Source organism: Microcoleus sp. F10-B2, assembly GCF_036704965.1.
GTDB lineage: Bacteria > Cyanobacteriota > Cyanobacteriia > Cyanobacteriales > Microcoleaceae > Microcoleus.
The window spans coordinates 146816-170590 of sequence record NZ_JAUBTB010000002.1 but is presented as its reverse complement, the minus strand read 5'-3'; the positions used below and the strand labels follow the sequence as shown (position 1 = coordinate 170590).

Below are 23775 nucleotides of genomic sequence, written 5' to 3'. Positions count from 1 at the left end.
AGGTCAATGGGAAATCAAGTAGCAGTAGAAATGATTAGTCAAAAGATTGGTGAAAACGGATTTAGCGCGAAAGCTCTCAAAGTTAAGGATATTTTAGCCTCTAACCAACTTATCTAAATAGGATTCTACATTCAAACGGAATATTCCATCTTCTTTAAAGATTGCGCTCTAATTTTAACAGTTGACGGGGGGCTATTTCTGTGATTTTCTCTGTGAGATCGAGCCAAGGCTGTATTTGACCTATTTGGAAAGTTCGGCTCATAACTACATAAATTGAGGTTTGGTCGCAGCCAATACCTCCACTAACGACATTTTCCCAAGATTCTGCTTGCAGTTGGTCTATGACGCGCCACTTGCCATTTTCCCAGCGCAATTGACGTTCAAAATGGAAGGGGGCTTTTTTCTTACCTGTAATCAACATTTTTTGCAGTAATTTGCGAATTAAGTTAGGAAAGAAACGCCCAAAACTAAGCATAACCACTCGCAGCAATAATAAATTTATCGTTGTCATTTGCTTCTGTTTAGCCCAACCGAGTTGTCCCTGAATAGAAACTTCGTCTTCTGTCAAATGGACTTGATAAGAATCTATCAGATGAGCCACTGCATTTTTAATGGTTTTACCTTTTCTGATTTGCAACGAGAATTGGGTATCGGAAGCCACAAGCTCAGAGCCGCGAAAGAGTTTGAATACTCCGCCTTTGTTGAGTGCTAAATAAAGTTCGGTGTCGTGGCGGCGATCGATCAAAATTTGCGCTTCTTGCAACCAAAGGCGACCTGTAGGTCGTGGGGGTAGTAGGGGTCGATCGAGGACAAAATCTCGCCAAGCTAATAAGTAATTCCACGTATGATGACCGATGATGTGGTCGTCAGCGTAACATGGCGTTTTACCATTAGCAAGTCCGATGAGAAAACTGTCATTAATGTGTAAAGCTTTGGGCAGCCATTTTCCGACCAACTCGAAACCGTGCGGGAAGAAATTGTAGGTGTTGCGGCTGGTATATTCACCTCCAAAAGAACCATCGGGATGAACAAAATGTGAGGCTAAGTCAACGGCGAGGGCGATCGCATCTTTTAACTTTGTTGTTGGTCTCAATTCATAAATCCTTGCCAGACAGGAAATTGTTAAGGTGTGATAACCTGGATCGCAGCCTTCATATTCCTGAAACCAGCCTTCGGGGTTTTGCCAAGACAATACCTTTTCTAAGCGTTGCTGTTTAATTGCATCCCATTTAGCAGTAGACAACAGCTTTGAAACCAGTTCCAAACACAGTACAATTAAGGCTTGGTGGTTGGTTAGCCGTCCGCTTTCATGGTGGTGAGCTAGCCAATCAGCTCGCTTTTCAAAGAAAGTTAAAATCTTAGGGTTGTTCAATCCGATGAGGGTGTAACTTTCAACGCAGGCTAGCAGCGAAAAAGCCGCTGCTCCCCCAGCTCTTTCGTAGGGAAAATAATCATCGCAGGAACCATCTTTGTGTGCGCTTTTGGCGGCGTAGAGAATACCAGCCTCTACCGATTCTCGGATTGTTGATTGGCGATAAAACGGGTTGTCGGGCACGTTGGTATCGTAAGCCAAAGCTAGGGGCAAGACAAATTCTTGCGCCATACCGCTGGGAAAATCAATGATTTTGTAGTGCCAAAAGTTGCGATCGCAACAACCGTAAGTTGGGCTGTGGGGATTGCGATCGAGCAAGGTTAAGATTTTGGGTATTTGGGCGATCGCAAAGCTATAAAATAGTTCTCTACTCATGATTATTGAAAATTAAGAAAAGCGAGATAGTCTCAAACATTAACATAGATGTCACTTCTACTCTTCACTTACTATTTTTTCTGAGAACGATGTCTTTGTCTGAGTTCTCGTTGTTGCGACCTGGCTTCTTGAGCGACGCTACGAGCCTCACCATAAGCTTTACCTGACTCAGAAGAATTATTTATTTTCCCGCTCAAATGTTTAGCCAAAGCCGCTATGGTTGGATACTTAAACAACTCTACCATCGAAAGCTTTTGTGACCCAGCATCTGCATTTGCTAGCAATTGATTGTAAACCTTCACAACTAATAAGGAATTTCCGCCCAATTCAAAAAAATTGTCGTTGATTCCTACTTTTTCTATCCCAAGCACATCTTGCCAAACCTCAGCAATAATTTTTTCTATTCCGGAATTTGGTTTGACGTAATCCACATCAGATCTTGTACTTAAGTTGGGAGCTGGTAGTGATTTACGATCTACCTTTCCATTAGGTGTCAGAGGCAAGCTTGGCATGAGCACGAAAGAGGAAGGCATCATATATTCGGGAAGATGTTTCCTCAAATATTCCCCAATTTTGTTTCCCAGTCCCGCCGCTTGCTTCCCACTGTTAACTTTGGCATTTACAGAACCAGAAAAGTCAGCAAATAATCGCTGATAGAATGGAGTTTGCTTGAACAATTTCTTTGAGTGATAAGACTGATGCTTGAATTCGATCGCTTCCCCATTTGTTTTTAGCAATCTCCCTTCGATCGCATAATCTGGATTCAGTTGATTGTCGCAAAGAGTTCTTTGACAAATTGCTTCGATTTTATCACCTTTTGACACTGAGATTGCAGGCTCAAAAACGGGAAAGTAAATGGGTAGCCAGCAATGTTCGTGTTCCAGAATATCGATTTCCTCTCCCTTGACTGTATGCAGGTTTAGCCAAACTAGAAAACCGTCTAATCTTCCCGAATTGACGATTTCAAACTCTACTTCATGGGCTGCTTCTAAACTTACTGGTTTAGTGAAGTCTAAATCTTCAAATACTTGTATATCAGACAGCAAATTGGATTTAGGAAACCTTTTAATACAGACTCTCAAATCAAAGGGATATCCTACTTGCCCAAATATCTTATCAGTGTAATGCCCAGAAACATTGGTAAATTTCGGATCGGACAAAATTTCATCAGGAAGTGTCACAGCGGCAATCTTGGTAACACTTCTTTCGGGAATCATTGCCCCATCTGGTTTGAGTAACCTCCGAGAATCATTGATAATTACAGCAGCACCCTCCGAACCGCCAATAGAACCCACAATTTCTGAAACGCAGATGTCTGCCAGTTCTGGTAATACTACCTCAGTTGCATCTCCATGAACAATCGTGATTCGATCGGATAACCCCAGATTGGCAACGCAAGTTTCCGCAAGCTTGGCTGTTTTGGCATCTCGCTCGATCGCATAGATTTTTCTTGCCCCAGCCTCCGCACATAATCTTGCTAAAATCGCATCTTTTCCTGTCCCAACTTCTACAACCACCTTATCTTTGACCGACTGGTTAATAGCTACTTGATAGCTCTGATTGCGACGGTAATCGTTGGTCATGGCGTAATACAACAATTCATCATAAACGTAGTATTCCGCCACAGAAGGCCAGAGTTCAACAGAGGTTTCATTACCCTCTCGCACCACATCTTCTTTGTCAAGTTCTGGGACTACATAAGCTACTAAGCGCTTATCACCCAATTGGTCTTCCCTGTGAATAACCACCGCTTCCCGCACTTGGGGATGGCGGCTTAACAATGCTTCAATTTCTCCTGGTTCTATCCGGTAACCGCGAATTTTTACCTGATTGTCTATCCTCCCGATAAACTCTATATTCCCATCAGGAAGATAACGAGCCAAGTCTCCAGTTTTGTAGAGGCGATCGCCCAAAACCGAACTAAAAGGGTTGGCAATAAATTTTGAATTTGTTAACTCCTCCCGGTTGAGATAACCTCTTGCTAACCCTAATCCGCCAATATGAAGTTCCCCAGGTACTCCTATGGGTACAGGTTGCAGATAATCATCCAGAATGTAAACTTTAGCATTAGCGATGGGGCGACCGATCGGCGGCTTCTGGTTAGCATCCTGCACCTGGGCTACCGTAGCGCAAACAGTCGCTTCCGTAGGACCGTAAGCGTTAAACAAACGTCGTCCAGAAGACCATTTCCTGACCACCTCACTCGATACTGCTTCTCCAGCTACAATCAAGACCTCTAAAGATGGCAATTGGTCTGAAGGCAACACCGCCAAAGCAGCAGGTCCGATTGTGGCATGAGTAACCGAATGTTCGCGCAACAACTGTAGCAAATTCTGTCCTACCAACAATGTATCTGATGTGCCTAGAACCAATGCAGCACCAGAAATGAGTGTCGCAAAAATTTCCCATACTGAGGCGTCAAAGCTCAAGGAAGCAAACTGGAGAATGCGGCTATCTGATTTAACATGAAAACCTTTGCTCTGAAATAATGCTAAATTGCACAATCCAAGATGAGTATTTAAAACACCTTTAGGTTTACCAGTAGATCCAGAAGTATAAATGACATAAGCCAGATTATTCGCTTTAACTTTATTCACCCCATTCTGTTTGCTATATTTGTCAATTACTTCCCAATCTCTATCCAAACAGATCGACTTAGCCTGATTTTCAGGTAACGAGGCAACTAATTTTTCCTGTGTCAGGATAACCTTCAGCCCAGAATCATTCAACATATATGCCAAACGTTCTTGAGGATAACTGGGATCTAGAGGCACATAAGCACCACCAGCTTTGATAATTCCTAGCACCCCCACGATCGCGTCGAAAGAACGTTCTACACAGACTCCCACCAGTAATTCAGGTCCTGCGCCAAGGGTTTCTAAGTAACGCGCCAGTTGATTGGCCCGGTCATTTAATTCAGAATAAGTTAGTTGCTTGTTCCCCAGTTCCACTGCTACATTGTCCGGTGTCCGCTCCACCTGTTCTTCAAACAATTCATGGATACATTTATCGAATGGGTAATCACTTTCAGTGTTATTCCATTCCACTAACAACTGATGAGATTCTTCACTGGTGAGTAGGGGTAACTGCCTGATATTCTGTTCTGGATTTTCTAATATTGCCTTGAGGAGGGTCTGAAAATGTCCCAACCAGCGCTTAATTGTTTCAGATGCAAACAACTGCGTACTATAACTGGCTTTTAATGTTAGCTGCCCATCTGTTTCAGTGATTTTCCAATACAAGTCATAATCCTTAAAATCGCTAGGCTGAGGATATAAACTGGTTTCCAACCCCCACATCTGCGGCACAACAATTGGCTGATTTAAGCTAAACATTGTTGCGAGCAAAGGCGAGTTTCTCGTGGCATTTTGATTGTTGAGTTGATCGCTCAATCTGGCAAAGGGATAATTTTTATGTTTTTCGGCTTCTGACAAGACATTTTCAATCTGTTTGAGATAGTCTGAGAATATGATATCGCTCTCCAGCAAACTTCTTATTGGCAATAAATTTCCACAGCAGCCAACCAATTCTTCACTGCCTTCCAAGTACCGTCCCTCTGTCGGCACTCCTACTATAATATCGGTCTGCCTTGAAAGTCGATGTAGCAATACAAAATATACTGCCAGCAGAGTTTCCAAAATAGTGCAACTTCTTTCCCTGCTAAATATTTTAAGTTTTTGACTTACCTGCTCATCTAGATTTACAGTTTCAGTGTTTGTATGAAAATCTCTATTACCGGGACGATTCCAGTCTGTCGGTAAATCTAATACCGGAAGTTCGCCAGCCAATTTCTCCAACCAGTAAGCTTGGGAATTTGCCATTTCCAAAGTATGGCTTTGCTGTATTTGCCAATTTATATATTCTTGAAATTGCTTTGGCTCCTGTAATTGACAAGTTTCTCCCTGACACTCCGCTGAATACCAAACTCCTAACTCTTGGAGAATCAAGAGCATTGAGCGAAAATCTAGTCCGATGTGATGGGCGCTCAACACTAACCAATGGAGTTCTTCTTCTAGCTTAAGAACTTGAATACGCCAAAGTTGTCTCTCATTCACTTGAAAAATATTTCGGCTCTCCTTGTCAAACCAATCAGCCGCTTTCAGGTTGCGTTCACTACTATCTAGATTAGAAAAGTCCAGTAGGGGTAGCTCTAAATTAAGCACAGGCAAAACCTGTTGTTGCTCTCCCGAAGGCAAAATCCGGGTCCGTAAAGCTTCGTGGCGATCTGCGACTTTATGTATTGCCCTCTGCATCGCTGACAAGCTGAGCGAACCGCGCATTTGCACGCTGATTGATTGGTTGTAGGCAATTGAATTCTCGTTCTCTAGTTGGGCTAAAATCCAGTGTTGTTTTTGGGCGTCAGTCAAAGGCAGCAAGATATCTTCTTTAGCGGACTTAGGCATAAAACTATGATCTTGAGAGGTGATCTTTATTGGACTTTGGACAATTTGCCCGAAGTCCGGTTGAGTAGCAATACTTATTTCCCGTCTTCGGAGTGCTTCAGACCCCAGAAGAACTATAACGGACGATCGTCCAGTTTCAGCAATTTTGCCATAAAGTTATATCATTGTTTCAAGCACCGTCAGGATACGGCGATCGACCTGCTGGATGCCTGAAACCCTTACATAGTCTGTTTTGTAGGATATTTTCTTTGGCAGGTGAGGTAGAGCGCAGTATCTATTCTCCCTGCTCAAACCAAATATACGATTCAAATCGCGCCGAATTGCTACAGCCCCAGGTTCCGCCCTTGAACTTCGTGGCGAGGGAGTTTGAATACAAGTGTCATGAACCCCATGCCGAAAGGCAGGGGCTTGTAGACTGTCCGACTAACGCAAGCGGGATACAAGCCAGAACATGACCAGCCTAAGACTTTTGAGGTCTACGTTTTTAAGGTCACGATACCTACAAATGCGTCGCTAGTTTGTAGCCCTATCGTTGGTTGTTAAACATCTGTAATCGGGGTTAAGGAAGTGCAGCCAACATGACAAGCCTTGAAAACATTGGCGAAGCGAACGTTACGAGCAATCAGAGGAGACGCAACAATGTCTAACTTTGTCTTTGTAATTGATACCAATCGCCAACCGCTATCACCCTGTACATCAGCAATAGCAAGGTCATTGCTGAAAGCAGGCAAGGCAGCGGTATTTCGCCACTATCCTTTGACGATTGTTTTGAAAAAAGCAGTTGAGGCGAATCTTGAACCGTTAGAACTGAAATTAGATCCGGGATCAAAAGTCACGGGGATTGCAATCAAACAGGGTAACAAGATTATCTTCGGAGCCGAACTGCAACACCGAGGACAACAAATTAAAGATGCACTTCTCTCCCGCCGTCAACTTAGGCGAGGAAGACGCAATCGCAAAACTCGATACCGTCAGGCGCGGTTCCTCAATCGCACTCGCCCAGATGGTTGGCTAGCTCCATCGGGGCAGCACCGAGTTGAAACAACGCTCACATGGGTTCGCAAGTTAATTCGATTTGCACCCATTGCCCGCATTGTTCAAGAGTTGGTGCGGTTCGATACCCAACTAATGCAAAACCCTGAAATCTCAGGTTTATTGTATCAACAAGGAGAGTTGCAGGGCTACGAAGTGCGACAATATCTCTTAGAAAAATGGCATCGGCAGTGCGCTTATTGCTCGGTTGAAAATGTACCGTTCGAGGTTGAGCACATTCAACCCAAGTCAAGAGGTGGCTCGGACAGGATTTCTAACTTAACGATTGCCTGTCACGATTGCAATCAAAAGAAAGGTAATCAGGATGTTCGAGCATTCCTGGCAGCTAAACCAGACCTGTTAAACCGCCTTATCAAACAAGCAAAGCTACCATTCAAAGATGCAGCAGCGGTCAACTCAACCCGATGGGCATTATTTAATGCACTTAAAGAAACGGGATTGCCCGTCACTACTGCCACGGGCGGACAAACCAAGTTCAATCGCCATCGGTTAGGGTTGGCTAAATCGCACTGGCTTGATGCTGCGTGTGTGGGTAGCGTTGACGCACTCGAAGTATCAACTTCAAAGCCTCTGCAGATTGCAGCAAAAGGTCACGGAACGCGACAAATGTGCGGTACAAACCAGTACGGATTTCCCATTCGGCACAAATCCAGAGTGCAAATTCACAAAGGGTTTCAGACTGGCGATATTGTCAGCGCAACCGTTACCGCAGGGAAGAAAATCGGCTCTTATACAGGGCGGGTTCTATGCCGTGCTTCGGGTAGTTTTGATATCGTCACTAAGTCTGGGAGAGTAACAGGTATTAGCCACAAGTATTGCAAAGCAATTCACAAAAAAGATGGCTATAGCTATGGGTTTTGAAGAAATTAAGTGATTCTTGGAATCACCGTGGCGCAAGCGGGCGTGAGGATGTCAAGCCTAGTATTATCACATTAGCTTGATGGTGGAGAGCTAAGTAATTAAGTTTATTTAACTTTAACCCATTCTGGAACTTGGCCAACACAATTTGTCGCGTTTGGCAAAAAGCGTTACCAGCACTTCCTTTGTAGCCACCGATTTAATAAATTCCACTTTTCAACTCGGAAACTTCGTTCTTAAGTTATAAAGCCAAAAAGTGAGAAAATGAGTAACAAAAAAGTCTATTTAAAAGAAAATGTACAACCAGAGCCATTATTTAATCAATGGTATGCTTGGCCTTACTTGATCTCGCCAACCACTGCTGCCATGTACATGGTTAATTCGCATTTAAAGATCATGGAGTCATTTGTAGCAACTCCCCATTTTCATGTTTCAGCTTTGAAAAATCCCAAAATGAAAGGAGGCCCTTTCATTAACTACGACGAAAGTAGAGTCGAAGAAATTAAACATTTGATGCAAAAAACTCAAGAAGATGGAAAGGAACTAATACAGTTAGCAGAAGCAATTAAAAACCTTAATTTATTATTAATGGATGAAGCTAAGGGTTATTCGATCGAGCCTCTTTATCAAGATGTACCCGATGTCTTAAAAGGTTACGTAGAACTTGCTTACGATATTAACAATCAACCGTCTGTTCGCTTTATAGAAGGATTGTTATATAGAAGCAAGTTTTACAAAGAAGAATTGCAAAGTGTGTCCCTATGTTTAGTTGACAAAGACGAGCGTCCCTTTATTTTCAGTACCCCCAGGCTTGAAGCTGAAAATAGTTTTCGGATCGATACTTGTTTCAAGTCTGACGGTCTAGATGAGTTGTTTAAAATGAAACAAACTTCCCAACCATTAGGTTTTATTGAGGAAGTGTTAGATATTAAAAACGGCGATAAAACTTTGTTTGAATCGTTTTTTACCGAGTCAGTTCCATTACCAATAAGCAAATATACAGAAGAACACGTAAGGGTTCGTTATTTTGGTCACGCTTGTATTTTGATTGAATCAAGAGATGTAAGCATTTTGTGCGATCCTCTGATCAGCTATCAATATGATGGTGAAATTTCCCGTTACACCTATGCCGATTTACCCGATAGTATAGATTATATACTAATTACTCACGCTCACCACGATCACTTTATGCTGGAAGCTTTGTTGCAACTTCGTCACAAAACTAAGACAGTGATTGTACCTAAGAATAATGGGGGCGAGTTAACAGATCCATCAATGAAATTATTGTTGCAAAATATTGGTTTTAAACAAGTAATTGAGATTGACGAAATAGAAACAATAGAGGTACCCGGTGGAAAAATTACAGGTTTACCTTTTTTGGGAGAACACGCAGATTTAAAAATTAGATCTAAAATAGCATATTTGGTAAACTTGCAAGATAACGCGATCGTAGTGGGAGCAGACTCAAGTAATTGCGAATGCAAGATTTACGATAATATTCGAGAAGCTGTGGGAAAAATAGATATAATTTTTCTGGGGGTTCAATGTGATGGAGCGCCCCTTAGTTGGGCTTATGGACCTTTATTAATTAAACCGTTACCGCGAAAAATGGATCGATCCCGCCTATCGAGTGGTAGTGATTGCGAAAAAGCGATCGCTTTAATTGACAGTTTACAACCGAAAGAAGTTTATGTGTATGCAATGGGATATGAACCTTGGTTGAGTTATCTGATGTCTTTTGAAAATCATGAAGAAACTCGGGCTTTCGCTGAAGCAAAAAAATTAATCTCTGATTGTCAAAATCGCGGGATTAAATCGGAATTATTGTTCGGCAAAAAAGAATTATTGTTGAACAAGTAAAATTTGTCATAAGAGCTGGTAAATTAGAATTTTAAAAGGCCGAATGTAATGGAACTAAAAAATGTTGAAGATATCTATATGTTATCCCCCATACAAGAAACAGTATTGGCGGATAATATGCAAGGTTGCGGTCAATTAATTTGTGAGGTGCAGGGAGAACTAAATGTTGAGAAATTGGAACCAGCTTGGCAACTGACGGTAAATCGGCATTCTGTGTTGCGGACTTTGTTTGTTTGGAAAAACTTGTCACGTCCTCGGCAAGTTGTTATTAAAGAATTGAAAGCTGTAATTTTTAAACAAGATTGGAGCAGTTTATCACTGTCAGAAACGGTTCGGAAGCTAGATAATTTTATAGAAAGCGAAAAACAGCAGGGTTTCCAGTTTGATTCGACGATACCTCTTGCTAGGCTATCGCTTTGTCGGATGTCAAAACAGGTATATCAACTTGTTCTGACATATCACCAATTAATTTTAGATCAACATAGTTGTTATCTGCTTTTAAACGAGGTATTTGCTAATTATCAAGCTTGTTATCAAAATCGGCAATTAACAGACAGTGCGCCTTTCAAAGATTATATTACTTGGCTAAAGAAACAGGATAATTCAAAGGCTGAAGTTTTTTGGAGTCAGTGGTTAAAGGGCGTTTCTGAACCTACGCCATTGGTGATAGAACAACATTCGGGGGGTGCATCTGGGACGAGTTGCGATCGCCAGCACCTAAAAATCTCCGCAACTGTAGTATCGTCGTGGCTAGAAAAGACTGAATATCAGTTCAGCTTAAACCTTCTCCTGCAAGGTGCTTATGCTCTATTATTAAGTCGGTATAGTGGGGAAGAAGAGGTAGTATTTGGCATCCAGGTAGCTGGTCGTCCAGAAGCGCTACCCGGATCGGAATCGATAGTAGGGGCTTTTCAAAACAGGCTACCAATACGAGTGCGCGTTTGTCCCGATGTATCTGTAAGGTCTTGGCTGCAAGAATTACAAGCACAGCAAGTTAATTTACAGCAATACGAAGATAATTCGATTCAACAAATTGCGGCTTGGAGTAATATAGAATTACCCATATTCTCCAGCTATATAGATTTTGAGGATACTCAGAAACAAGCTTTGACCCTAACGCAGTATGAGACCATCAGTGTTAGCAACGTAAAAAGTTGGTCAGAAACAAATAGCCCGATCGCCATAACAGCGCGATGGAATAAAGAGAAAGGATTAAACCTAGAAATTACATACGATCGCACCCGTTTTGAGTCAGGGGCGCTCAGCCGTATGTTGGGACATCTACAAACTTTAATTACCAGCATGGTAACAGAACCAGAAAAATGTCTGGCGCAGTTGCCATTGTTAACAGAACAGGAACAGCAACAACTAGCAGAATGGAACAATAGAACAAGTGATTATCCTCAAGATCAGTGCATTCATCAACTAATTGAAGCGCAAGTAGAGAAGACTCCCGACGGAGTGGCGGTAGTTTTTGAGGATCGCCAGCTTACTTATCAAGAGTTAAATCAACGTGCCAACCAACTAGCCCACTACTTGCAAGCAATGGGCGTAGGGCCGGATCTCCTAGTGGGGATTTGTGTAGAACGTTCCTTGGAGATGGTAGTAGGAATACTGGGCATCTTAAAAGCAGGTGGTGCTTACATACCAATAGATCCCAGCTATCCCCTCGATCGCATATCCTTGATTTTGTCAGATGCACAGCCCCCCGTATTGTTAACCCAAGAGCATTTAGAAGCAGAACTACCCGCCCATTGGGGACAGCTAATTTGTCTGGATTCAGAGTGGGAAGAAATAGCTGATAGTCCCGAAGACAGTCCTAGCAGTAACGTTACCGCCGAAAATTTAGTTTATGCGATTTATACATCAGGCTCGACCGGAAAGCCAAAAGGAGTCTTAGTAACCCATCAAAATTTAGTAAATTCGACGAGTAACCGCTGGCATTACTATCAAGAACGACCGCAATCTTTCCTGCTACTATCTTCTTTTGCCTTCGATAGTTCCGTAGCAGGCATTTTTTGGACATTATGCCAGGGCGGTACGCTTGTACTTCCACCACAACAGTTTCAGCCTGAACCGCTACAGCTAGCAAGATTAATTGCAAAACATCAGGTTTCCTATTTGTTGAGCATTCCTTCTCTCTATGCTGTCATTCTGGAGCAAGCTCCGCCACAGCAATTAGAAACACTGCGAACAGCGATCGTGGCGGGAGAAACTTGTCCGGGGAAGGTAATCGAGCAACATCGCCAAAGTCTACCCCATTGCAATCTATTTAATGAATACGGTCCTTCCGAAGGAACAGTTTGGAGCAGTGTTTATAACTGTCAAGATTGGCAACAGGAAGAATCAGTGCCCATCGGTTGCCCGATCGCCAACACTCAAATCTATATTCTCGATCGACATCTCCAACCAGTTCCCATCGGGATTAAAGGCGAAATGTATATCGGTGGTGCTGGGATCGCACGGGGCTATCTGAACCGCCCGGAGTTAACCGAATCAAAATTCATCGGCAACCCTTTTAGCGATCGACCCCATGCCCGCCTCTATAAAACTGGAGACTTAGCTCGCTACCGAGATGATGGTAACATCGAGTTCCTTGGTCGGATAGACGAGCAAGTAAAGATTCGCGGCTTCCGCATCGAACTCGGAGAAATCGAAGCTATTTTGGCACAACATCAGGGCGTAGGAGAGACGGCAGTTATTGCCCGAGAAGACGAAGATGGCGAACGCAAGCGGCTGGTAGCCTATATTGTTCCCAAGGACTCATCCGATGCGCCTGCTGCTAGCGAACTGCGGGATTTTGTCAAGAGAAAACTGCCAGAATATATGGTGCCTGCAACGTTTGTGAGCCTGGAAGTGATGCCGCTCACGCCTAATGGCAAAATCGACCGCCGCGCTCTCCCAGCACCACAGGAGGTAACATCTAGATCGGATTCGGATTTGGCAGCACCCCGCACGCCCGAGGAACAACGCCTCGCAGCTATCTGGAGCGAACTGTTAAGGCTAAAACAAGTCAGTATTCACGACAATTTCTTTGAATTGGGTGGAGACTCGATTGTCAGTATTCAGATGATTGCTAGAGCAAATCAGGCTGGTTTAATACTCAATCCCAAACAACTCTTCGAGCATCAGACAATCGCCAAATTAGCAGCAGTAGCAGGTACTACTATTTCGACTGTTGCCGAACAGGGAATAATTACTGGGGTGATGCCTTTAACCCCAATTCAGCATTGGTTCTGGGAACAAAACTTACCCGAACCGCACCACTTCAATCAATCAATACTATTAGAGGTATCGTCAAAGCTGAAACCTGAGTTACTCAAGCAAGTGGTTCAGCAATTGCTAGTACATCACGATGCTTTACGCCTGCGCTTTAACGGGTTGCCAGGAGAACAAGCGATCGCCCCTGTTGACGATATACCATTTGAAGTCATAAACTTGTCCGATCTTCCGGTTTCACACCAGCCAGGGGCGATCGCCCAAGCTGCAACTGAAATTCAGGCAAGCTTGAATTTGGCAAATGGACCGATAATACGGGTGGTTTTATTTAAGCTGGGCGAAAATAGACCCGATCGCTTATTCTTAGTTATCCATCATCTAGCCGTGGATGGGATTTCATGGCGCATTTTGCTGGAAGATCTCAAAAGCGCTTACCAACAAGGCGATCGGGGAGAAACGATTCAATTGCCCCCAAAAACCACTTCTTTCCAAGATTGGGGCGATCGGCTCATTGAATATGCTCAATCTCCAACAGCCTTAAAAGAACTGGATTATTGGAAACAAGTGTACATTTCGGATGTGACTGCTATGCCAGTAGATTTTCCAGAAGGTAAAGAAAATAACACTGTTGCTTCCAGTCAAACTGTGTCAGTATCTCTGAGCGTAGAACAAACCCGTGTTCTGTTGCAAGAAGTTCCATCTGCTTACAATACTCAAATCAACGACGTGCTGCTAACAGCATTAGCGCAAAGTTGGGCAAAATGGACTGGTGCTAGCGGACTGCTTGTAGAACTAGAAGGTCACGGACGCGAACAACTATGCGAAGATGTAGATTTGTCGCGGACAGTTGGTTGGTTTACAAGTCGATTTCCCGTGATGTTGCACTTGGGCGAAACTGTTAACCAGTCTGGAGAAGCACTCAAAATAATCAAGGAACAACTGCGGAATGTTCCTACCAAAGGCATTGGTTACGGAATACTTCGCTATCTCAGTCCCGATCCGAGTATTCGAGAACTACTGAAAAAACAGATTCAACCAGAGGTAAGTTTTAACTATCTAGGTCAATTTGATTCTCTGCAATCAGAATCAAATTTCTTAGGATTTGCCCGAGAAAATACAGGCTTTATTCAAAGCCCATCTGGAAAGCGCAGATATCTATTAGATCTCAACGGTTTGGTAGTAGAGGGTAAATTCCAATTAGATTGGACTTACAGCGAAAATATCCATAAACAAACTACGGTTGAACATCTGGCGAATAATTTTCTGAAAGCACTGAACTCTTTAATAGAGCATTGCGTTTCGCCAGATACGGGCAGTTATACACCTTCAGACTTTCCTGATGTAGCATTAAGTCAGTCAGAATTAGATAATTTGGTGGCGGAAATTAATTACTAATTAAAAGCAAAACGATGAACAAACAAAACAAAAATATTGAAGCAATATATCCGCTTTCCTCAACACAGGAGGGAATTCTATTTCATACGCTTTACGCGCCCGAATCAGGAATTTACTTTCAGCAATTAAACTTTACATTACAGGGGAATCTTAATGTCCCAGCGTTCCAGCAGGCTTGGCAAAAAGTAGTTGAACGACATCAAGCTTTGCGGACTTTATTTTTGTGGGAAGGTCGCGAAAAGCCGCTGCAAGTCGTGTTAAAGTCCGTAAATCTGCCTTGGGAAAACTTAGACTGGCAACACCTATCTTCTGGGGAACAGCAAGAGCGTTTGCAAGCTTTCAAGCAATCTGAATTAGAGAAGCAGGTTCCCCTGAATCAAGCACCACTCATGCGCTGGAGGTTGGTTCAGTTGCAAGCGGATACCTACGAATTAATATGGAGTCATCATCATCTGGTGACAGATGGTTGGAGTATGTCGATTATTCTCCAAGACGTATTGGCTTTTTATCAGGCGCTTGACAAAAACGAAAATATATCTTTGCCTCCCGTTCGTCCCTACCGCGATTATATTGCTTGGTTGAATAAATATGACCTTGAACAAGCAAAAACATTCTGGGAAAAAACCCTTGATGGGTTTACAAATCCTACTCCTTTAATAGTGGATCGTCGTGCGACAGACCGCATTTCTTTAGAAAAGTCGGCATACGAACAAAAGTATTTATCAGCAAAAACTACAACAGCATTACAGTCACTGGCCAAACAAAATTCTTTCACCTTAAATACAATTGTACAGGCAGCATGGGCACTACTGTTAAGTCGCTATAGTGGTGAATCGGATATCGTATTTGGGGTAACAGTTTCGGGCCGTCCTCCTACTTTGTCCGGAGTGGAATCTATGGTAGGACTGTTCATTAATACAGTACCGATTAGAATTCAAGTACCAAAAGATATACAAGTATTACCTTGGCTCAAACAGTTGTTCTCGCAACAAATGGAGCGGGATTTGTATTCCTACAGCCCTCTTGTAGAAATTCAGGCTAACAGTCAAGTTTCTGATGGAATGCCTTTGTTTGAGAGCCTGTTGGTATTTGAAAACTATCCGTTAGAAGAATCATCTAAGCATCAATTTGGCAGCTTAGAGATTACTAATATAACAGGAGTTGAACAAACTAATTATCCTCTGAGTGCGATCGCCATTCCAGGAAAAGAATTATTAATACGAATCAGCTACGACGCAGAACGCTTTGATGCTGCTGCTATTAGCAGAATGCTGGGACATTTGCAAACATTGCTAGAGGCGATCGCCGCTAACCCTAGAGAGCGATTATTCGAGATTCCGCTGCTAACGCAAGCAGAAAAAAATCAACTTTTAGTAGAATGGAACGATACTAAAACTCACTATCCTTACAATTGCTGTATTGGAACATTGTTTGAAGAACAAGCAGACAAAAATCCCGAAGCGATCGCCGCTATCTACGAAGATAGGCATCTAACTTACCAACAGCTTAACAGCCGTGCAAACCAACTAGCACGTCACCTGCAAAGCATCGGAGTTGGGAGTGAAGTTTTAGTTGGAGTGTGTATCGAACGTTCCCTCGACATGATTGTTGCGATGTTAGGCATTCTCAAAGCTGGTGGTGCTTATGTACCACTCGACCCCGCTTATCCCCAAGAGCGCCTAGCCTATATGTTAGAAGATGCAGGGATATCTGTCTTGGTGACTCAATCTCAATTAACAGCTAACTTGCCCGAACATCGAGCCAAAGTAGTCTGTTTAGATACAGATTCGATTATTTGCAATTATAGCAGTGACAACCCAAAAACTGAAGTAACACCTACCAACTTAGCCTATGTAATGTACACATCCGGTTCTACAGGGAAACCCAAAGGTGTTGCTGTCCCTCACCAGGCGATCGTTCGCTTAGTAAAAGAAACAAATTATGTGCAAATAACACCAAACGAATGTATTGCACAAGCTTCAAACGCGAACTTTGACGCAGCCACTTTCGAGATTTGGGGTGCATTGCTTAACGGTTCTAAGCTCGTAGGAATAACCAAGGAAGTCATGCTTTCCCCAGAGGAGCTTCATCAGCAGTTAAACAAAGATAAAATCACCATTTTGTTTGTCACTACTGCTCTTTTTAATCAGTTAGTCAGCATTCGTGTCGATATATTTCAATCCCTGCGAACTCTATTGATGGGAGGAGAAGCTGTCAACCCATCGTCGGTAGAAGCGGTACTAAAAAATAAACCTCCTGAACGATTGTTGCACGTCTACGGTCCCACAGAAAGTACCACATTCGCAACCTGGTATTTAATAGAAGAAGTGACTGCCGGAGCGACAAACATCCCTATAGGTCGTCCGCTATCCAATACAACCCTTTACGTTTTAGACTCTAAGGAGCAACCTGTCCCGATAGGAGTTCCAGGAGAATTGTATATCGGCGGAGACGGTTTAGCACGGGGTTACTTAAATCGTCCGGAATTAACCGATCAAAAGTTTGTAGCAAACCCGTTTAGCCTGCACCAAAGTCGCCTTTACAAAACCGGAGACTTGGTTCGTTACCTTCTAGACGGAAACATCGAGTTTCTAGGTAGAATAGACAATCAAGTAAAAATACGCGGTTTTCGCATTGAACTTGGAGAAATTGAGTCTGTACTATCTGGACATCCCGCCGTGCAAAAATCGGTTGTTGTCGTGAGAGAAGATGACTTGAAACATAAGCAGTTAGTTGCTTACATTGTTCCAATAGAGTTAAAAACAGATAGTTTACCAAATGAATTAATCGATGACTTGCAGTTTTATCTAAAGCAAAAACTGCCTAGTTTTATGATACCCAGCTTTTTTGTCATGCTGGATGCTCTACCCCTGACTCCTAATGGGAAACTAGATCGCGATGTCCTTCCTGTCCCTGACCCCAAGTTGCGATATGAAATTACTTATATTGAACCAAAAACTGATACTGAAAAAAAGATTGCAGAGGTATGGCAAAAGTTGCTGTCAGTTGAAAAAGTGGGACTTGATGATAATTTCTTTAATTTAGGAGGACATTCTCTGCTGGCAACCCAAATGATTTATCGACTGCGAGCCGCTTTTGAAGTAGACTTATCTTTGCGTAGTGTTTTTGATAATCCTACAGTCGCAGCATTGGCAAGTTTTGTTACAGAACTGCAGCTAGCAGAAGCGGAAGCCGATGCGTTGGAAAAGATTTTGGCCGAAGTTGAGCAACTCTCTATCTGAAGCCGATTTTTGCTTAATTTTGATGTCCGTGTCTGCACTCACTTCTTTGAGCTACACTATGAAAAACCCTGGCAAAATCATTATTATCAATATAGCTGTTACCTTGCTTTTCATCGTATTTTTGAATTTTTTAAGCGAGGGTGTGCTGCTTATTTATGGACTAGCAGAACAGCAAAGGATAATGGTTGACGAACGGGCTAATTTACCTAATTATGCGGATGATAGAGAGACAGCTAAACTTCATTTTCAGGAATTTAATCAGTTATCAACTCAATTTGAACCATTTGTTGGGTGGTCGAGAAAACCGTTTCATGGTGAAACTATTAATATAAATGCTAAAGGAGATCGCATTCATAAAAATGAAACTACAAGTGAAGCAATCTCTCCAGATGTAACGTCAATAGATTTTTTTGGAGGGTCAACAATGTGGGGAACCGGAGTAGTCGATACAGAGACAATCCCTGCCTTGTTTAATAATATATCTAAAATTCCTACTTTTAATAGAGCCGAGACTAACTTTACCTCTCGCCAGTCTTTGGAGAGATTAATTAATCTTTTAACAGTCGAGGCTGAAACCATAAATTCAGTAGTCTTTTATGATGGTGTTAACGATATCCTGAATTTATGTAGAAGTGAAAATCAAGTAGGAGAACATGGATATACAGATTATATAAGGAAACTGCTGGAAAGTAATGGGAATAAATCTCCAGAAAATGATTTTTGGAAATATATAGATTTTACATTTTTGCGGGGAACAAGAAGTTTAATAAAATTAGTAAGGGGAGAAATAATCAATCATTCTGTGAAAACGGATGATTACTGGGATCGGACAATGAATTGCGATAATCAGCCTCAAAAAGCACAACAAATAGCATCAGCATTAATCAAAAATTGGGAAATAGCCCATGTCATTGCTCAGGCGCAAGGAATTAACTTTTTAGGAATTCTTCAGCCAGTTGCTTTTATGGAAAATCCCAAACTAGCTCAGGATTTACATTTAAATGTGGGGTGGAATAATGAATTGAGGAAGCAATACAAAACAGTGTATCCGCTTATACAATCTATGATGCGAGAACGTGGTTATGACTTTTTACTAGACTACACAGATTTATTAAATCGAGATCGAGATATTTATATAGATTTTTGTCATTTATCTAAAAATGGTAACATGATTATTGCCGAGCAACTTTATAGAGATTTTATGCGTAAATAAAACTATAAGGACTAAGACTTAACCATCAGCAAATAATTAATAACAATTTAGCAATTATGAGTGACCTGCAAAAACGTTTAGAAAAACTTTCTCCAGCCCAACGCGAACTTGTACTAAAAAAGCTGCAAGCCGAAAAACAAAACTCGAAAACAAAGGATAAATCAAAAGCCCCAACCATCGCCCCAGTTTCTAGAGAACAACCAATTCCGTTATCCTGGAATCAACAAAGACTGTGGTTTTTAGAGCAACTCGAAGGTAGCAGTTCCACTTACAATATACCCGCAGTAGTAGAGATCGGTGGAAACCTCAGCCTCAAAGCCTTAGAGCAAGCGCTCCAAGAAATTGTGCGGCGTCATGAAGTCCTGCGTACCAGTTTCTCTCAATTCAATGGTGTCCCAGTACAGAACATCGCCCCTGAACTGACTTTAACTCTACCAGTGATAGACTTGCAAGGTTTGTCTGAGCAGAAACAGTCTGAGGAAGTCAAGCGGTTAGTAACCAACGAAGCACAAAAGCCTTTCGAGTTATCAAAAAGTCCCTTACTTCGGGTAACTATATTACGACAGTCGAAATCCCATGTGCTGCTCGTGACCATGCACCATATCATCTCTGATGGTTGGTCGATGGGGATATTTATTAACGAATTGTCAGCTTTGTATCGCTCCTTTTTATTAGAAGTACCTTCCTCTTTACCAAAATTGCCCTTCCAGTATGCTGACTTTGCAGTATGGCAGCGGCAATGGTTGAGTGGAAAAGTCTTAGAAACCCAACTTAATTACTGGAAAGAAACATTATTAGGCGCTCCCGCACTATTAGAATTACCTACAGACCGCTCTCGTCCACCAGTGCAGAGCTTTCGCGGTAGCAGCCAGAAATTTCAACTATCTTCAGAATTAACTAAAAAACTCCAAACTCTGGCTCAAAAGTCTGGGGCTACCCTATTTATGACTTTATTCAGTGCGTTGGCGACTTTACTTTATCGCTATACGGCTCAAGAAGACATCTGTATAGGCACCCCTCTCGCCAACCGTCACCGCGAAGAAACTGAATCGATAATCGGCTTTTTTGTCAACACCTTGGTATTGCGTACTAACTTAAAAGGTAATCCTAGTTTTCTAGAATTGCTCGATCGAGTTCAACAAAAGGCTCTGGACGCCTACGATCGCCAGGACGTGCCCTTCGAGCAAGTAGTAGAAGCTTTACAACCGGAACGTTCTCTCTCGTACAGTCCTCTATTTCAGGTCATGTTTGCATTGCAGAACGCACCTATGGGAGAACTAGAACTGTCCGGTCTTACTCTCAAGCCCTTGTCAGTAGACAGCGTGACAGCCAAATTCGATTTGACAATATCGATATGGGAAATAGAAGAAGGGCTGGAAGGATCCTGGGAATATAACAGTGACCTGTTTGACCGAGAGACGATAGCGAACTCGATCGGGCATTTCCAAACATTGCTGGCAGGAATTGTTGCTAACCCCGATCGCCCTATAGGAGAATTACCTCTGCTGACAAGTGCGGAAACTCAGCAGCTATTATTGTGGAACAATACCAAAACTGACTATCCTGCCGACAAATCTATAGTCGAGTTATTTGAACGGCAAGTTACAAAGACCCCCGATGCCATAGCAGTAAGCTACGAACAAGAACAACTCACTTACGCTCAATTAAACTCCCGTGCCAACCAACTAGGACATTATCTGCAAGCTAAGGGTGTTGGGAAAGAAGTGCTAGTGGGACTCTGCGTCGATCGCTCCGTAGAGGCGATCGTCGCCATGTTAGGCATTCTCAAAGCAGGCGGCGCTTACGTTCCTCTCGAACCGGACTATCCTCAAGAACGCTTGGCATATATGTTGGAAGATTCCCAAGTGCCAGTGTTAATTACTCAATCTGCATTGACAGCCAACTTGCCCGAACATCAAGCGCAAATAGTCTACTTGGACACAGACTGGCAAGCTATCAGCAAAGAAAGCAGCGACAACCTCAATGTGGAGATAAAACCCACGAACTTGGCTTACGTTATTTACACCTCCGGTTCTACAGGCCAACCTAAAGGTGTAGCAGCGATCCAGCAAGCCGTAATTCGTCTGGTGTTTGAGACTAACTACGTGCAGATACAATCAGATGACTGCATAGCACAAGCTTCCAATATATCTTTTGATGCTGCAACCTTTGAAATTTGGGGAGCCTTGCTGCACGGGGCAAAGCTAGTCGGCATTACTAAAGAAGTCATGCTTTCACCCGAACAATTAGCACAACAGCTACAAGCGCAAGAAATTACTATTTTGTTTGTCACGACTGCCCTATTTAATCAGTTGGTCAGTGTTGTGCCAGATATATTCAAGCATCTGCGGACTTTGTTGTTTGGAGGTGAAGCAGTTGACCCCTCTTGGGTAGCAGAGGTACTGAAAAAAGGACCGCCACAGCGACTGCTACACGTGTACGGACCAACTGAAAGTACAACTTTTTCCACCTGGTATTTAGTAGAGTCAGTACCAGAAGGAGCAACTAACCTACCCATCGGCAGTCCTATATCTAATACAACCATTTACGTTCTCGATCGCCATCTTCAACCTGTCCCCATAGGAGTCCCAGGAGAATTGTATATTGGCGGATACGGTTTGGCTCGCGGTTACTTGAACCGTCCAGAATTAACATCTGAAAAATTCATTGCTGACCCTTTTGCTAGTAATGCCCGTCTCTATAAAACAGGAGACTTGGTGCGTTACTTACCAGACGGTAATATCGAATTTAAGGGGCGGATCGACAATCAAGTCAAGGTTCGCGGTTTCCGCATTGAACTGGGAGAAATAGAAGCGATTCTGAGCAAGCACCCGCAAGTGCGAGAAGCGGTAGTCACAGTCCGCGAAGACCAACCGGGCAACAAGCGTTTAACAGCTTATGTACTCCCTTACATAGAAAAACCAACTAGCAGTGCATTGCGCGGCTTTCTGAAGGAAAGGCTACCGGAATATATGGTGCCTGTAGCTTTTGTGATTGTGGAAGCATTCCCTTTAACCCCCAATGGCAAAGTAGACCGTCGCGCCCTGCCAGCACCAGACACAGAAGAGGATCGCGACTCTGGTTATGTCGCCCCCAGAACTCCCACAGAAGAAACCTTAGTGGCTATCTGGAGCGAGATTTTGAGGGTTAAAAAAGTCGGCGTTCACGACAACTTCTTTGCCTTGGGTGGAGATTCTATCATTAGTATTCAAATTATCGCCAGAGCTAATCAAGCAGGTTTGCATCTGGCAGCAAAACAGTTATTTCAGTATCAGACAATCGCCGAATTGGCAGCAGTGGCCAGCACTAATACCTCTATTCAAGCTACACAAGATTGGGTGACGGGTTCCGCACCCTTGACTCCCATTCAACATTGGTTTTTCGAGCAGAATTTACCCGAACCTCATCACTTCAATCAATCTGTACTGCTGTCTGTGCCGGCCGACTTGCAGCCAAAGCTTTTAGAACGAGCAGTACAAAAAATATTAATCCATCACGATGCTCTACGCTTGCGATTTAGACGTTCAGAGGCCGGTTGGCAGCAAGATCGCGCTACCCCAGATGACCAAATACCTTTCCAAGTCGCGGATATCTCAGATATTCCCATAGAAGAACAGCCAGGACATATAGAGGCGATCGCTAACGAAACACAAGCTAGTTTGAACTTGTCAACCGGACCGATAATGCGAGTGGTGCTGTTTGTGTTGGGGAGCGATCGTCCTGGTCGAATGCTAATTGTCATCCATCACTTAGTAGTTGATGGCGTCTCTTGGCGGATTCTGCTAGAAGACTTATCAACAGCTTACCAAAGGAGCGAGCAAAATGAAATCTTTCAACCAAAAACCACCTCTTTCAAAGATTGGGCTTCTCGACTAACGGAATATGCTCAATCTGAAACGCTTTTAAAAGAGTTAAACTACTGGCTTGCCCAGTCTCCATCGAAAATTTCCTCTATCCCGGTGGACTATCCCGAAGGCAAGAATGCCAACATATTTGCATCCAGTCGCACAGTATCAGTCTTCTTAACAGAAGAACAAACTCGTACTTTATTACAAGAAGTTCCCAAGGCTTATAATACGCAAATTAATGACGTGCTGCTGACTGCATTAGTACAAAGTTTTGCTAAATATACTAGCAGTAAATCATTATTAGTTGACTTAGAAGGTCACGGTAGGGAAGAATTATTTGAAGGTGTAGATTTATCGCGGACTGTCGGTTGGTTTACAAGTTGTTTTCCGCTCTACTTGCAACTGGAATCAGTTGATAATCTCGCAGAAAACCTTAAATCGATGAAAGAGCAGTTGCGGAACATACCTTCTAAAGGGATTGGTTATGGTATCTTGCGCTATTTAAGCAATGATGCTGCCACCCGCGAGAAACTGGAAGCTCAAACCCAACCTCAAATTAGTTTTAATTATTTAGGTCAATTTAGCGATCCTACCGTGTTACAATCAGAATCAATGAAATGGGGGCTAGCCCAAGAGTCCTCGGGCATCAATCACAGTCCCTTAGGGACTCGCGCTCATCTGCTAGATATTAATGGATTAGTAGTTGAGAATAAGCTGCAAATCGATTTCATTTACAGTGAAAACGTTCATCAACGAACAACTATTGAACGTCTGGCTTACGCCTTTATTGATGCTTTGAAATCGCTTATTGACCACTGCACATTACCAGAGGTAAAAGGCTACACTCCTTCAGACTTCTCTGCGGCTAGACTAAATCAACAACAGTTAGACAGTTTTCTGGCCAAAATCAAAAAGAACAAATTTTAGGAGAAAGAAA

Annotated in this window: 8 protein-coding genes; 6 read left to right on the top strand and 2 right to left on the bottom strand. The window is 42.8% G+C overall.

All coding sequences use genetic code 11. The features are described from left to right. Positions 1 to 154 precede the first annotated feature (154 nt). Both QUA99_RS01590 and QUA99_RS01585 read right to left on the bottom strand, forming a co-directional pair. Positions 155 to 1747 carry a hypothetical protein gene (locus QUA99_RS01590; RefSeq protein ID WP_333234667.1) on the bottom strand — a complete coding sequence of 531 codons (1593 nt, stop codon included), beginning with the start codon at positions 1745 to 1747 and terminating at the stop codon, positions 155 to 157. Between the two features lie 71 nt (positions 1748 to 1818). Beyond that, positions 1819 to 6150, bottom strand: coding sequence for an amino acid adenylation domain-containing protein (locus QUA99_RS01585; protein WP_333234666.1), 4332 nt, complete (start codon positions 6148 to 6150; stop codon positions 1819 to 1821). A 639-nt stretch (positions 6151 to 6789) separates the two neighbouring features. On the opposite strand from QUA99_RS01585, the gene iscB reads away from it, so the two are divergent. The 6 genes from iscB to QUA99_RS01555 all read left to right on the top strand — a co-directional run bounded on the left by iscB (position 6790) and on the right by QUA99_RS01555 (position 23765). After that, positions 6790 to 8064, top strand: coding sequence for an RNA-guided endonuclease IscB (gene iscB / locus QUA99_RS01580; protein ID WP_333234665.1), 1275 nt, complete (start codon positions 6790 to 6792; stop codon positions 8062 to 8064). 261 nt (positions 8065 to 8325) lie between these two features. Beyond that, positions 8326 to 9921 carry an MBL fold metallo-hydrolase gene (locus tag QUA99_RS01575; RefSeq protein WP_333234664.1) on the top strand — a complete coding sequence of 532 codons (1596 nt, stop codon included), beginning with the start codon at positions 8326 to 8328 and terminating at the stop codon, positions 9919 to 9921. Between the two features lie 48 nt (positions 9922 to 9969). Beyond that, the gene (locus QUA99_RS01570; protein WP_333234663.1) at positions 9970 to 14535 is read left to right on the top strand and encodes an amino acid adenylation domain-containing protein; all 4566 of its coding nucleotides are present in this window, start codon (positions 9970 to 9972) and stop codon (positions 14533 to 14535) included. Between the two features lie 14 nt (positions 14536 to 14549). Further along, positions 14550 to 17777 (top strand): amino acid adenylation domain-containing protein, encoded by a 3228-nt coding sequence (locus QUA99_RS01565; RefSeq protein ID WP_333234662.1) that lies wholly within the window; start codon positions 14550 to 14552, stop codon positions 17775 to 17777. A gap of 58 nt (positions 17778 to 17835) precedes the next feature. Next, a complete protein-coding gene (locus QUA99_RS01560; protein WP_333234661.1) occupies positions 17836 to 18990 on the top strand; it encodes a hypothetical protein in 1155 nt (384 codons plus the stop codon). 56 nt (positions 18991 to 19046) lie between these two features. Continuing rightward, positions 19047 to 23765: an amino acid adenylation domain-containing protein gene (locus tag QUA99_RS01555; protein WP_333234660.1), complete on the top strand. Its 4719-nt coding sequence runs from the start codon at positions 19047 to 19049 to the stop codon at positions 23763 to 23765. Positions 23766 to 23775: the final 10 nt, after the last annotated feature.